A 13,634-nucleotide genomic window follows, 5' to 3' on the forward strand; every position below is an offset into this window, starting at 1 on the left:
GTGAGGCCCACCTGGTCGGCCAACTGCTTGAGGGCAAACAGCACCCCAAAAATCTCGCCGCTGGTCATCTCTCCCGACCAGTCGTCGAATTCGCCCTTCACCAGACGTTCCATGGCGACGATTCGTTCCGGTGCCCAGTTCGTCAGATTGGCGATGGTTCGTGTGCAGACTTTGCCTCCCTCGCGATAGGACTCGCGAAGCAGGATGGCCGGCCTGGACTTTCGGTTGGGGACGCGGGCGATGTACATGCCGACAATAATAGCCAATAGCACATTGTTTGTAAATAGCTATTATTATATTTACATGCCTACATTTTTGCCGATTTTCTGGTTTCTTGCCATGAATCAACGACTTACCTCAAGGGCTCCGGGAAGGTCCGTCAGACTGTTCAGCGTCAGCGGATAGCTGTCAGGCGTCGTCTTTTCCTTTTCGATCAGTACGCCGAGGATGCGGGCCTCGAGAAAATTCAGGAATTTCAGGGATTCGGACAATGGTCGTCTCGTTTCGGTTGATGCTTCGGTGGACTCAGGCGAACAACTGCCCATGCTCGCGCGAGGAGTGGAAGCCCACACGCGCCCATTTCTCGCTCGTCACCTCGAGATTGTAGCGAGTGCTCGCGAGATAGACCGGATTGCCATCGACATCCCTGGCCATGCGGTGAAGCTGTTCGCGCTCGAAATTGCGTCTTGTTGCGTCATCGGGAAAAGTCAGCCAGCGCGCCGTGTAAATGTCGGCCGATTCGAAAATGGCGTCGACCTTGTACTCGGTTTGAAGCCGCTGCGCGACGACCTCGAATTGCAGGTTGCCGACGGCGCCCAGCAATAGCGCGCCGCTGGCGAGGTTCTCGAAGACCTGGATCGCTCCCTCTTCACCAAGTTCCTGCAGGCCCTTCAGCAACTGCTTGCTTTTCAGTGGGTCGCGCAGCCGTGCTGCGCGGAAGAGTTCCGGCGAGAAATAGGGAATCCCCTTGAAGCTCAAGGTTTCGCCTTCGCTCAGGCAATCACCGATATGCAGGTTGCCGTGGTTGTGGATGCCAATGATGTCGCCGGCAACAGCGTCTTCCATCAGCAGCCGCTCATTGGCCATGAAAGTCAGCACATTGGCCAGCTTCATCTCGCGATCGAGGCGAATGTGTTTGACCTTCATCCCAGGTGTGTAGCGGCCGGAGCAGACGCGGAAGAAAGCGATCCGGTCGCGGTGCTTGGGGTCCATATTGGCCTGAATCTTGAAAACAAAGCCGCTGAAAGTCGCCTCTCCCGGTTTTACCAGACGCTTGCCGCCGTCGCGTTCCTGTGGCGGTGGTGCCCAGTCAAGCAGCGCCTGCAGGATTTCCTGTACCCCGAAGTTGTTGATTGCCGAACCGAAAAATATCGGTGACTGTCGCCCAGCGAGAAAACCGACCAGATCGAATGGGCTGCTGGCGCTCTGAATCAGATCGATGTCCTCGCGCAGCTTGCCCACCTCGGCCGGAAACTGTGCGTCAAGTAGCGGGTTGTCGAGACCTTCGAGTCGCTCCGATTCACTACGGCGTTCCTCGCCAGCGGCAAAGTGCAGCAGACGGTCGTTCAACAGGTGATAGACGCCGCGAAAGGTCTTGCCCATGCCGATCGGCCAGGTGATTGGTGCGCATTCGATGCCGAGCACCGCTTCGATTTCCTCGAGCAGGTCGAAGGGTTCGCGCACCTCGCGGTCGAACTTGTTGACGAAAGTGATGATCGGCGTGCTGCGCATGCGGCAGACGTTGAGCAGCTTGATGGTTTGTGCTTCGACACCCTTGGCGGCGTCGATGACCATCACCGCCGCATCGACCGCGGTCAGGACACGGTAGGTGTCTTCGGAAAAATCCTCGTGGCCAGGCGTGTCGAGCAGATTGATGGTGTGCTGCTGATACTCGAACTGCATCACCGAACTGGTCACTGAAATGCCACGCTGCTTCTCGACCTCCATCCAGTCCGAGGTGGCATGGCGAGCACTCTTGCGGCCCTTGACGGTGCCGGCGAGCTGAATGGCGCCGCCGAACAGCAGCAGCTTCTCGGTCAGTGTCGTCTTGCCCGCGTCGGGGTGTGAGATGATGGCAAAAGTGCGGCGTTTGGCGACGTCGCGCAGGATCTCGGGAGGGAACCGACTTTCATTCCGGGATTCGCTCAGGGTGGTACTCATCAGGAAGCTTTCGGCGGCAATAAAACAAAAGCCGCCGGTGGGGAAGCAAGAACGGACCCGTTGGCGGTAAAAATGTAGACTATAGCAAGACTCGGAGCCGGCTGGAACTCTCCAACTCTCCACTCCCGTCGTCAATCGAAAGAGCGGGTCAAGCCGGCAATGTGCTCGACGGCGGACTGGACATCACGTTGGCGTCCTTCATCGAATCGATTCCCGTGTGCATGCGTCAGTCTCCCTGGATCCTTGAACCTTGAACGTGTGGGCAGCCAGGGATGGTAACACGACGGCAAGACGCCAGCTTCAACGCGACTCCTTGATCATCCGGCCGAAGCCTGCCTGCACTGGCCGGGCGTTGTGCCGGTACAGGCGGGTGAAAAGCGCGAACTGCTCGGGCGAGATCTGTTGCGGCTGCTTGAGGACCAGCCAGAGCACGCCTTCGGAGCACGGTGGCGTGGTCAACGAACCCATGTAGGTATAGTAGCTACGGTCCTCAGGTAGCAACTGCGCGACGTCGATAGCCAACCCGGGCGGAGTCACGTATTCGTTCTTCTCCAGCGGCAGATTGTTCCACACCGTCTGGACCACTGGATTTTCCATGCCTTTCTCGAGCAGCACAGCGAGGACGGCGATCCTGCCGTCCACCGACTTGTGCACCAGGTGTGCCACCATGTCGAAGGATCTGCCGTTGACGCGCTCCTCGGAGGGGCGGTGAAAGTGGAACTGGATCAGATCGTAGGTCTTGCCGAGCAGGCGGATGCTGCTGCCGTCCACCTCGACCTGGATGGTGTGGCCGTTGTCGACGACGCGAAAAGCTGACTGCCGATAGCTGAATTCAATCGCTTCGAGATCGACCCGGAAACCGTCACGAATATCGATCGGGGATTGCCGCTTGCCGGTATCGCAGGTGACATATTCTGGCTTCAGCTTGCCCCAGTTTTCGGGGCCGCCCTCACCCTCGTAAGCCCAGTGGACATGCGCATGTGAGGGGGTATGGGGGGGCTCGTCGCTGGCAGCAGGCCGCGCTCTCACAATGCGCTGGTGCTCTGGCGCAGCAGTGGCCAGCACCACCGGCGCCGCGCTGACGGCGCGCATAGGCAGTCGGGTCAGAGTTGCCGGTTTGGCCTCGGGCACGGCTTTCTCGGCCGCCAGGGTTTGCAGGTTGGCGCGCCGGACTTCCTTCTGAACCAGCGCCTCGTTGGCTTTGCGCAGTTCACCGCTCGCTTCGTTGACCTTGTCGGCGGTGCGGCTGGCTGCCAGGGCGGTGTCAGGACCCGGTTTCGGTCGGCAGACTTCCCGCAGCAGCTTGTCGTCGAGCATTCCTGAACGTATCGGCATTTCGACCTGTACCTTGACGTCTTCTTCCCGCAGCAGCTCTCCTTCCTCTTTGAAATAGCTGCGCTTCAGCGTGCTGTAGCTACGCAAGGTACAGTCGTAGCGGCTGAGGGCCTGTACGATCCGGTACGACGAAGAGGTCTTGGGATCGATGATCGGCTTTTCGAGAATGATGCGCCCCAGTGCAACGGTCTTCCCGTTCTCCTCCTTTCGGATACTGCTGCGGTCGACCTCGACGCGTTTGCCCGGTTCGGCGGAAATCACTTGCCAGGCTGCCGACGCAATCGCCGGCATGATGGCCACGCAACAGGTGGCAAGAATTCTGAGGTCTGGATGCATGAAGGGACTCCCGTCGTTCGTTCTGCTCATCCTCTGGTTCACGGAATATCGTCGCGAAACTTGAGGCGGGATGATCGACTGGCGGCAGGAGTCGCTTGCGTACAAATAAAAAACCCTGGCGGGTTCCTGCTCCGCCAGGGTTTTCTGCAATACAGACTGCTTAGTGGCTGGCGCCGGAAGCGCCGAAACCCGTCTGTGCGCGCACGTACTGGTCTTCGAATGCCTCTTTCTCCAGCTTGGAGCGGGGACCGGTGTCGCTCTTGGAGAAGATGTAGGCAAAGATGAAGGCGATCGGCATCGCGAACAGTGCCGGCTGTGTGTAGGGGAACAAGGCAGCCTTGTTGCCCAGCACGTCAACCCACACCGACTTCGAGAAGAGGACGAACAGCACCGCGGAAATGACGCCGCCGTAACCGCCCCACAGCGCGCCGCGAGTCGTCAGGCCTTTCCAGTACATCGACAGGATCAGTACCGGGAAGTTGGCCGCCGCCGCGACGCCGAAGGCCAGACCGACCATGAAGGCGATGTTCATCTTCTCGAACAGGATGCCGAGAACGATGGCCAGCATGCCGAGACCGATGGTCGCGAAACGCGACACGCGAATCTCTTCCTTCTCGGTCGCCTGTCCCTTGCGGATCACGCGCGCATAGATGTCATGCGAAATGGCCGATGCCCCGGCGAGCGCCAGACCGGAAACGACCGCCAGGATGGTCGCAAAAGCCACCGCCGCCAGGAAGCCGAGCAGCATGTTGCCGCCGACGGCCTTGGCCAGGTGCATGGCGACCATGTTGCCGCCGCCGATCAGCTTGCCACCGACGGTTCCGCCCTCGAAGAACTCTGGATTCTGACCGACGATGAGGACCGCACACAGACCCATCAGGAAGATGACGTTGAAGAAGAAACCGACGAAGCCGGAAGCGTAGAGCACCGATTTCCGGGCTTCCTTGGCGTTGCCGACGGTGAAGAAGCGCATCAGGATGTGCGGCAGGCCGGCAGTGCCGAACATCAGGCCGAGACCGAGCGAGATGGCGGTAATCGGATCGGCGAGCAGGCTTCCCGGTGCCATCAGCTTGGGTCCGAGCTTGTGGACCGCTTCGGCCTTCTGCAGCAGTTCCGTCAGTGAAAAGCCGAAACTGGCTGTAGGCCAGGATCAGCGTCAGCGTGCCACCGAAGAGCAGCATGCAGGCCTTGATGATCTGTACCCAGGTCGTCGCCACCATACCGCCGAGGGTGACGTAGACCATCATCAGGATGCCGACGACGAAGATCGCGATGTTGTAGTCGAGGCCGAAGAGCAGCTTGATCAACTGGCCGGCACCGACCATCTGGGCGATCAGGTAGAAGACCACCACGACCAGCGAAGAGAGCGCGGCCATGGTGCGCACCTTGCCCTGGTCGAGCCGATACGAGGTGATGTCGGCAAAGGTGAAGCGGCCCAGGTTGCGCAGCCGTTCGGCCATCAGGAAGAGGATGATCGGCCAGCCGGCGAAGAACGCCAGCATGTAGATGTAGCCGTCGTAACCCTGGGTGTAGGTCATCGCCGTGAGACCGAGCAGCGTTGCCGCCGACATATAGTCGCCGGCGATCGCCAGTCCGTTCTGGAAACCGGTGATGCCGCCACCGGCGGTATAGAAGTCGGCAGTGGACTTGGTGCGGCCGGCCGCCCAATAGGTGATCCCCATGGTCATCGCGACGAAGATCAGGAACATGATGATCGCGTGCCAGTTGGTCGCCTGTTTGGCGCCGGCTGCGTCCATCGCCGGGCCGGCAGCAGCCAGGCCAGAAAGGACGAGCAGGGCAAGTGCCGTGGTCAGTCGCTGCATCATAGCTTCTCCTTCTGGGCTTCCTTGATCATTTCGGAAGTCAGATCATCAAACTCGCCGTTGGCGCGGCGAACATACACGAAGGTCAGCAGCCAGAAAAAGATGAACAGGCAAAGCTCGACGGTATAGCCGATTGGCCACATCGATCCCTCGGCAATCTTCTGACCCAGCAGCCCCGGGTTGAAGGCGACCAGCATGAAGAATCCGTAGAAAAGGATCAGCACAATGGCCGACAGGGTCCATGCGAAGCGCCCCCGCTCGCTAACCAGTTTCTGGAATTTGGGATTGACCCGCATTCGTTCGTACATAACACTACTCATGTCTTCCTCCAATTTTGTTTTGTTGAAGCGGTTTATTCTGCAGCGCATTGACCAGGTATTGAACAGTCCTTCCCCTCGCCGCGCGGAATACTAACCCATATCAATGGCTTGTTCAATTCCGCTGGTCTGGAAGTCTTGACGTCTTTTACCGAAGACGGCCGAATGAACGGACAGGCAGCCGTCTCACGGAAGCCTGTGCAAGGCCTGGATACACACGCTGGCACGAAATGCGGCTAACGGTCATGACTTTTCCAGGCACCCCCGATCATGAAAGTCATGACCGTTTCCCTCTCCCCCCGACCCCTCCCCCCGCGAGGGGGAGGGGAGATTCGTGAGTCGCATACGCGACTTTCACATTAAGCCGGGGGGTGATGCGGCACTGCACAATGACTATCGGCGAAAAGGGACTAGAATCGGCAGCATAAAGACAAGGGCTGGCCGTCAGCATTCTGACGTGCAATGCACCGGAGGAGACGAGATGCCGAAAATGGCTTCTTCGCAAGCGCTGGATACCTTTCCGCGCTTGCTGATTCAGCATGCGCAAATGCGTGGCAGCAAACCGGCGATGCGCGAGAAGGATCTGGGGATCTGGCAGTGCTGGACCTGGAGCGATGTCGCCGAGGAGGTTTGCGCGCTGGCCTGCGGTCTTGCGGAAATGGGTTTTCGACGTGGCGAGAATCTGGCCATCGTCGGCGAAAACCGGCCGCGCATGTACATGATGATGACTGCCGTGCAGTGTCTTGGCGGTGTACCCCTGCCGCTTTACCAGGACGCGGTCGCCAGCGAAATGCTGTTTGTCCTGCTCGATGCGGAAATCCGTTTTGTCTTCGTCGAGGATCAGGAGCAGGTCGACAAGTTGCTCGAGATCCAGGATCAACTGCCGCAACTCGAGCATGTCCTTTATGACGATCCGCGCGGCATGCGCCACTATACGCAGTCGTTTATCCACGACATCCGTGAGTTGATGGCAATGGGGCGGATTCACAACCGCAATCACCCGGATCTGCTGAGCACCGAGGTCGCTGCAGGCTCCACCGATGACGTGAGTGTCATGCTGTATACCTCGGGGACGACCGGCAAGCCCAAGGGGGTGCGTCTGACCCATCACTCCTTCATCAGCGCGGCGCAAGGAGGGGCGGATTTCGATCGTCTGACTGCAGATGAGGACATCCTCTCGTATCTGCCGATGGCCTGGGTCGGCGACCATCTCTTTTCCTTTGCCCAGGCAATGGTCGCCGGCTTCACGATCAACTGCCCGGAGTCCGCCGAGACGGTGATGACCGACCTGCGCGAGATCGGACCGACCTATTACTTTGCGCCACCGCGCGTCTTCGAAAACCTGCTGACGCAGGTGATGATCCGCATGGAGGACGCAAGCGTCATCAAGCAGAAAATGTTTCACTTCTTCATGGCGGTAGCCCGGCGTAGCGGTGCCGAGATTCTCGACGGACGGAAGGTCTCGCTCGCCGACCGTCTGCTCTATGCCTTGGGCAAGGTCTGCGTTTTCGGGCCGCTGAAGAACGTGCTCGGCATGAGTCGCATCCGCGTCGCATATACCGCCGGAGCGGCGATCGGCCCCGACCTGTTCCGTTTCTATCGATCGATCGGCATCAATCTGAAGCAGCTCTATGGCCAGACCGAAACCTGCGCCTACGTCTGCCTGCAGCCTGATGGCCAGATCAAGTTCGACAGCGTCGGCAAGCCGGCGCCAGGCGTCGAGGTGAAGATTGCCGACAACGGCGAGATCCTGGTCAAGGGTCCAATGCTGCTCAAGGAGTACTACAAGCGCCCCGAGGCGACCGCCGAGGCGATCAACGCCGAGGGCTATTTCATGACCGGCGACGCGGGAATCTTCGACGACGACGGCCATCTCAAGATCATCGATCGCGCCAAGGACGTCGGCAAGCTGGCCAATGGCGCGATGTATGCGCCGAATTACATCGAAAACAAGCTGAAATTCTTCCCGCACATCAAGGAAGCCGTAGTCTTCGGTGATCGCCGCGAGAGGGTCTGCGCGTTCATCAACATCGACATCGGTGCCGTCGGCAACTGGGCGGAGCGGCGTGGCATCGCTTATTCTGGCTATACCGATCTGGCGGCCAAGCCCGAAGTCTATGGACTGATTCAGGAATGTATCGAACAGGTCAATGGCGAACTGGTGGGCGAGGGGGCCTTGGCCGATTCGCAGATCCATCGTTTCCTGATCCTGCACAAGGAACTCGATCCCGATGATGACGAACTGACGCGCACGCGCAAGGTACGTCGTAACTTCGTCGCCGAGAAATATGCGGTACTGATCGATGCGCTGTACAGCGGCAGAAACCGGCAATTCATCGAAACTGCAGTGAAGTTCGAGGACGGAAGGCAAGGCAAGGTGGCTGCCGATCTCGTCATCCGGGATCTGAAGACCTTCGCAATTTCCGGGAGGGCCAGCGGATGAGTCGGCAGAGCGGTGAGGTCATCCTCGACCTGAAAAATGTCTCTCTTTCCTTCGGTGGGGTCAAGGCGCTGACCGATATTTCCTTCGACGTCCGCGAACACGAAATCCGCGCGATCATCGGCCCGAATGGTGCCGGCAAGAGTTCGATGCTCAATGTGATCAACGGTGTCTATCGCCCCCAGGAGGGAGAGATCATCCTGCGTGGCCAGCACTTCAGCCGCATGAACCCCTACAAGGCGGCCAGGGCAGGTATCTCACGCACCTTTCAGAACATCGCCCTGTTCAAGGGCATGAATGTGATCGACAACCTGATGACCGGGCGCAATCTCAAGATCCGCAGCAATCTGATCCAGCAGGCGTTCTGGTGGGGCGCGGGCGCGGCGCGAGGAACTTCTGCACCGTGCCAGGGTTGAGGAAGTGATCGACTTCCTCGAGATTCAGCATATTCGCAAGACGCCGGTTGGCCGCCTGCCCTACGGTCTGCAAAAGCGCGTCGACCTTGGCCGGGCGCTGGCCATGGAGCCGAGCATTCTCCTGCTGGACGAGCCGATGGCCGGAATGAACGTCGAAGAGAAGCAGGACATGTGTCGCTTCATCCTCGACGTCAATGATCAATTCGGGACGACGATCGTGCTCATCGAGCACGACATGGCGGTGGTCATGGACATTTCCGACCGGGTGGTGGTTCTCGATTACGGCAGGAAGATCGGCGATGGGGACCCCGACGCGGTCAGAGCCAACCCGGAAGTCATCCGCGCCTACCTTGGCGCCAGTCACTGAGGAGAGCATCGGATGGGTTTCTTTCTCGAAACACTGATAGGTGGACTGATGACCGGCATGCTGTATTCGCTGGTCGCACTGGGCTTTGTGCTGATCTTCAAGGCATCGGGGGTGTTCAACTTCGCGCAGGGAGCCATGGTGCTGTTCGCGGCCCTGGCGATGGCACGTTTTTCGGCGTGGATTCCGGAAAGTCTGGGCATCGACAGCGCATGGCTGGCGAATGCGATCGCCTTTTTCCTGGCCGGCGCACTGATGTTCGCCGTCGCCTGGCTGATCGAGCGTCTGGTCCTGCGTCACCTGGTGAATCAGGAGGGCGCGACCTTGCTGATGGCGACCCTGGGCATTGCCTACGTCCTGGAAGGCGTCGGCACAAGCGTCTTCGGTACCGACGTCTACAAGATCGACGTCGGTATGCCCAAGGAACCGGTGATGATCCTTGAAGGGACCTTTGAAGGCGGCCTGCTGATCAACAAGGAAGATTTTGTGGCAGCCTTGATCGCGGCGCTGCTGGTCGGCCTGCTGGCGCTGTATTTCCAGAAAACCGCCACCGGGCGGGCCTTGCGGGCGGTCGCTGACGACCATCAGGCGGCCCAGTCGATCGGCATCCCGCTCAATCGCATCTGGGTGATCGTCTGGTGCGTGGCCGGCCTGGTGGCGCTGGTCGCCGGGGTGATCTGGGGTTCCAAGCTGGGCGTACAGTTTTCGCTGGCGACGGTGGCGCTGCGTGGTCTGCCGGTAGTGATTCTCGGCGGTCTCACCTCGATCCCCGGCGCGATCATCGGCGGGCTGATCATCGGAGTCGGCGAGAAGGTCTCGGAAGTCTATCTCGGACCGATGATTGGTGGCGGCATCGAAATCTGGTTTGCCTACCAACTCGCTTTGCTCTTCCTGCTGTTCAGGCCGCAAGGCTTGTTCGGCGAAAAGATCATCGACCGCGTCTAACGGTCATGACTGTTCCAGGCACCCCAGATCATGAAAGTCATGACCGTTTCCCTCTCCCCCGACCCCTCCCCCGCGAGGGGGGAGGAGAGATTCGTGAGTCGCATACGCGACTTTCACATTCATCGGAGATCAGACAGATGCTGTACAGAGAAAATGGTCAGTTCAAGACTTCCTACGCCGCCGATCAGCAGATTTTTCCGATCGCGCAGGACCGTTGGGCGATTCTCGGTCTCCTGGTGGTGGCCTTCATCGGGGTGCCGCTGCTGGTCGACGAATACCTGTTTCGCGCGATCCTGATTCCCTTCCTGATCCTGTCGCTGGCCGCGCTCGGGGTCAACATCCTGGTCGGTTTCTGCGGGCAGATCACGCTCGGTGCCGGGGCCTTCATGGCGGTAGGAGCTTACGCGGCCTACAATTTTCATATACGCATCGCAGGCCTGCCGTTGCTGTTTTCCTTGCTCATGGGAGGCGTCACCGCTGCCGTCGTGGGCATATTTTTTGGTATCCCGAGCCTGCGGGTACGCGGACTCTATCTCGCGGTCGCCACCCTGGCGGCACAGTTCTTCACCGACTGGGTCTTTCTGCGCGTTCCCTGGTTTACCGACAATGCGTCTTCAGGCTCCGTTTCGGTCTCCAACCTTCAGATCATGGGTTGGCAGATTGACACCCCGGTCAACAAGTATCTGTTCTGCCTGGCATTCCTGACGGTTTTCGCGCTTCTGGCGAAAAACATGACGCGCTGCGCCGTCGGCCGGCAGTGGATGGCGATTCGCGATATGGACGTCGCCGCCGAGGTAATCGGCATCCGACCGCTGTTTGCCAAGCTCTCGGCTTTTGCCGTCAGTTCCTTTTTCGTCGGCACGGCCGGCGCCCTGTGGGGTTTCATCCATCTGGCTTCGTGGGAACCGGCAGCTTTCTCGGTCGATCGTTCCTTCCAGTTGCTGTTCATGGTCATCATCGGCGGCCTGGGTACGATCATGGGGAGTTTCTTCGGGGCAGCCTTCATTGTCATTCTGCCGATCGCCCTGAATCAGTTCCTGCCGGCTTTCGGCGGACTGTTCGGAATCCGCATTTCCACTGCCGGGGTGTCGCATGCCGAGTTGATCGTCTTTGGTGGACTGATCATTTTCTTCCTGATCAAGGAACCGCATGGCATCGCTCGCCTGTGGTCTACCGGCAAGGAAAAACTTCGGCTCTGGCCTTTTCCGCACTGAGGATAGGCAGCGGGTGAATTCCGCTGCGTTTTGAGAGTTCTTACAGGCGCATCAATGCAATGACAACAAGAGGAGACACTGATGAAACTAGGCAAGCTTGCACTGACGGTTTCGGCAACCGCCGTCGTTTTGTCGTCGCTGCTGACCGCACCGCCGGCCCTGGCGCAAGTCAAGGAGCAGTTTTTCCCGGTCCTGGTCTACCGCACCGGCGCTTATGCCGCCAACGGCAGTCAATGGGCCAATGGTTACGTTGACTACCTGAAGCTGGTGAATGCCAGGGGTGGGATCAATGGAGTCAAGATCAGCTTCGAGGAATGTGAAACGGCTTACGCCACTGACCGCGGCGTTGAATGCTATGAGCGTTTGAAGGGCAAGAACGGCGGCGCAACGGTATTCCAGCCGCTGTCGACCGGGGTCACCTTTGCCTTGACCGAGAAAGCCCCGGCCGACAAGATTCCGCTGATTACCGCTGGCTACGGCCGCAGCGAATCACAGAACGGGGCCGTGTTTACCTGGAACTTCCCCTTGCTGGGAACTTACTGGGTCGGCGCCGAGGTGGCCATCCAGCATATCGCCAAGAAGGAAGGAGGTGTCGCCAAGCTGAAGGGCAAGAAGATCGCGCTGGTCTACCACGACAGCCCATACGGCAAGGAGCCGATCCCGGTCCTGCAGGAACTGGGCAAAACCTATGGTTTCGAGGTGCAGTTGCTGCCCGTGGCACACCCCGGTGTCGAACAGAAGGCCACCTGGTTGCAGATCCGGCAGCAAAAACCGGACTACGTGCTGCTCTGGGGTTGGGGGGTGATGAACTCGACCGCGTTGCGCGAAGCGCAGGCCACCGGTTATCCGCGTGACAAGATGATGGGCATCTGGTGGGCGGGGGCCGAGCCCGACGTCAAGGATGTCGCTGAAGGTGCCAAGGGCTATAGCGCGCTGACGCTGCAGCATGGCGCCGAGCCCAATTCGAAGGTCGTCAAGGACATGCTTGATCTGGTATATGCCAAGGGGCAGGGCACCGGGCCGAAAAACGAGGTCGGGCAGGTGCTCTATATGCGTGGCCTGTTGTCGGCGATGCTCGGCGTTGAAGGGGTGCGCAAGGCCCAGGAACGTTACGGAAAGGGCAAGGTGATGAGCGGCGAGCAGGTCCGCTGGGGTCTGGAAAACCTCAACCTCGACCAGAAGACCCTTGACGGCATGGGTTTTGCAGGCGTGATGCGGCCGGTGCAGACTTCCTGTCTCGATCACATGGGATCGTCGTGGGTGCGCGTTCATACCTGGAATGGCAGCAAGTGGGAATTCAGTTCCGACTGGTACCAGGCCGATGAGAAGGTTCTGCGTCCGATGGTGATGCTGGCCTCGGGCAAGTACGCCGAAGAAAAGAAACTGAAGCCGCGTACGCCCGACGAATGCAAGTTATAGATTTCGGCGGAATCGCTACGGCGAGCCCCAACAACGAAGAGACGCCATGAGCGATACCAACGACATCCTTCTCCGAGTCAATAGCATCGAGGTGATCTACAACCACGTGATCCTCGTTCTCAAGGGCGTCTCATTCAGTGTCCCCGAGGGGAAGATCGTGGCACTGCTTGGTGGCAACGGCGCCGGCAAGACGACGACCCTGCGCGCGGTGAGCAATCTGCTGCACGGTGAGCGCGGCGAAGTGACCAAAGGCACGATCGACTTGCGCGGCGAACGCATCGAAGCACTGACCCCGGCACAACTGGTCAGGCGCGGGGTGATCCAGGTGATGGAAGGACGACACTGCTTTGCTCACCTGAGCATCGAGGAAAACCTGCTGACCGGTGCCTACACGCGCAGCGATGGCAAAGCGGCGATTGCCGAGACGCTCGACAAGGTCTACGCGTATTTTCCTCGCCTCAAGACGCGCCGCAGCAGCCAGGCCGCCTATACCTCGGGCGGTGAGCAACAGATGTGCGCGATCGGGCGGGCGTTGATGGCCAATCCGCGCATGCTGTTGCTCGACGAGCCGTCGATGGGGCTGGCGCCACAGATCGTCGACGAGGTATTTGCCATCGTCAAGGATCTGAACCAGAAGGAAGGCGTGACTTTCCTGCTTGCGGAGCAGAACACCAATATGGCTTTGCGCTACGCCGACTTCGGTTATATCCTGGAAAATGGCAGGGTGGTGATGGAGGGGATTGCCAGCGATCTGGCGGCCAATGAAGACGTCAAGGAGTTCTACCTGGGGCTGTCATCGGTCGGGCGCAAGAGCTTTCGCGATGTGAAGCATTATCGCCGCCGCAAGCGCTGGCTGTCATGAGTC

The 13,634-nt window shown here is 59.4% G+C and carries 9 protein-coding genes and 3 pseudogenes; 6 read left to right on the forward strand and 6 right to left on the reverse strand.

The window, feature by feature from the left end:
• From E4Q08_RS22915 to E4Q08_RS22940, 6 genes and pseudogenes are all read right to left on the reverse strand, one after another.
• A partial coding sequence (locus E4Q08_RS22915; protein WP_505438050.1) for an IS1634 family transposase N-terminal domain-related protein occupies positions 1 to 248 on the reverse strand: 248 nt, incomplete at its 3' end.
• A gap of 129 nt (positions 249 to 377) precedes the next feature.
• Positions 378 to 545, reverse strand: a pseudogene (locus E4Q08_RS22920) (DUF480 domain-containing protein); the annotation flags it as partial.
• Positions 526 to 2,160 (reverse strand): peptide chain release factor 3, encoded by a 1,635-nt coding sequence (locus E4Q08_RS22925; protein WP_169072106.1) that lies wholly within the window; start codon positions 2,158 to 2,160, stop codon positions 526 to 528. The pseudogene E4Q08_RS22920 and the gene E4Q08_RS22925, both read right to left, overlap by 20 nt.
• A 300-nt stretch (positions 2,161 to 2,460) precedes the next feature.
• Positions 2,461 to 3,831 (reverse strand): carbonic anhydrase, encoded by a 1,371-nt coding sequence (locus E4Q08_RS22930; RefSeq protein ID WP_248595106.1) that lies wholly within the window; start codon positions 3,829 to 3,831, stop codon positions 2,461 to 2,463.
• A 160-nt stretch (positions 3,832 to 3,991) separates the two neighbouring features.
• Positions 3,992 to 5,654: pseudogene (locus E4Q08_RS22935) on the reverse strand (cation acetate symporter).
• Positions 5,654 to 5,974, reverse strand: a complete 321-nt coding sequence (locus E4Q08_RS22940; RefSeq protein WP_211203543.1) for a DUF485 domain-containing protein — start codon at positions 5,972 to 5,974, stop codon at positions 5,654 to 5,656. The pseudogene E4Q08_RS22935 and the gene E4Q08_RS22940 overlap by 1 nt, the downstream one beginning before the upstream one ends.
• A gap of 478 nt (positions 5,975 to 6,452) precedes the next feature.
• On the opposite strand from E4Q08_RS22940, the gene E4Q08_RS22945 reads away from it, so the two are divergent.
• The 6 genes and pseudogenes from E4Q08_RS22945 (at position 6,453) to E4Q08_RS22970 (ending at position 13,631) form a co-directional block, all read left to right on the forward strand.
• Complete coding sequence (locus E4Q08_RS22945; protein WP_169072108.1) at positions 6,453 to 8,414, forward strand: AMP-dependent synthetase/ligase; 1,962 nt, start codon at positions 6,453 to 6,455, stop codon at positions 8,412 to 8,414.
• Positions 8,411 to 9,194 (forward strand): annotated as a pseudogene (locus tag E4Q08_RS22950) (ABC transporter ATP-binding protein). Before E4Q08_RS22945 ends, E4Q08_RS22950 begins: the two are co-directional and overlap by 4 nt.
• A 12-nt stretch (positions 9,195 to 9,206) precedes the next feature.
• Positions 9,207 to 10,136, forward strand: a complete 930-nt coding sequence (locus E4Q08_RS22955) for a branched-chain amino acid ABC transporter permease (RefSeq protein ID WP_169072109.1) — start codon at positions 9,207 to 9,209, stop codon at positions 10,134 to 10,136.
• Positions 10,137 to 10,273: 137 nt separating this feature from the next.
• A complete protein-coding gene (locus E4Q08_RS22960; protein ID WP_169072110.1) occupies positions 10,274 to 11,350 on the forward strand; it encodes a branched-chain amino acid ABC transporter permease in 1,077 nt (358 codons plus the stop codon).
• An 81-nt stretch (positions 11,351 to 11,431) separates the two neighbouring features.
• Positions 11,432 to 12,769, forward strand: coding sequence for an ABC transporter substrate-binding protein (locus E4Q08_RS22965; protein ID WP_169072111.1), 1,338 nt, complete (start codon positions 11,432 to 11,434; stop codon positions 12,767 to 12,769).
• Between the two features lie 46 nt (positions 12,770 to 12,815).
• Positions 12,816 to 13,631, forward strand: a complete 816-nt coding sequence (locus tag E4Q08_RS22970; protein ID WP_169072112.1) for an ABC transporter ATP-binding protein — start codon at positions 12,816 to 12,818, stop codon at positions 13,629 to 13,631.
• Positions 13,632 to 13,634: the final 3 nt, after the last annotated feature.

Origin of the sequence: Candidatus Accumulibacter contiguus (assembly GCF_012940005.1) — a bacterium.
Classification (GTDB): Bacteria; Pseudomonadota; Gammaproteobacteria; order Burkholderiales; family Rhodocyclaceae; genus Accumulibacter; species Accumulibacter contiguus.

Excerpts from the sequence above, each read along its gene's own strand:
- E4Q08_RS22925 (WP_169072106.1), bottom strand. The coding sequence starts at position 2,160 with ATGAGTACCACCCTGAGCGAATCCCGGAATGAAAGTCGGTTCCCTCCC.
- E4Q08_RS22930 (WP_248595106.1), bottom strand. The coding sequence starts at position 3,831 with ATGCATCCAGACCTCAGAATTCTTGCCACCTGTTGCGTGGCCATCATG.
- E4Q08_RS22940 (WP_211203543.1), bottom strand. The coding sequence starts at position 5,974 with ATGAGTAGTGTTATGTACGAACGAATGCGGGTCAATCCCAAATTCCAG.
- E4Q08_RS22945 (WP_169072108.1), top strand. The coding sequence starts at position 6,453 with ATGCCGAAAATGGCTTCTTCGCAAGCGCTGGATACCTTTCCGCGCTTG.
- E4Q08_RS22955 (WP_169072109.1), top strand. The coding sequence starts at position 9,207 with ATGGGTTTCTTTCTCGAAACACTGATAGGTGGACTGATGACCGGCATG.
- E4Q08_RS22960 (WP_169072110.1), top strand. The coding sequence starts at position 10,274 with ATGCTGTACAGAGAAAATGGTCAGTTCAAGACTTCCTACGCCGCCGAT.
- E4Q08_RS22965 (WP_169072111.1), top strand. The coding sequence starts at position 11,432 with ATGAAACTAGGCAAGCTTGCACTGACGGTTTCGGCAACCGCCGTCGTT.
- E4Q08_RS22970 (WP_169072112.1), top strand. The coding sequence starts at position 12,816 with ATGAGCGATACCAACGACATCCTTCTCCGAGTCAATAGCATCGAGGTG.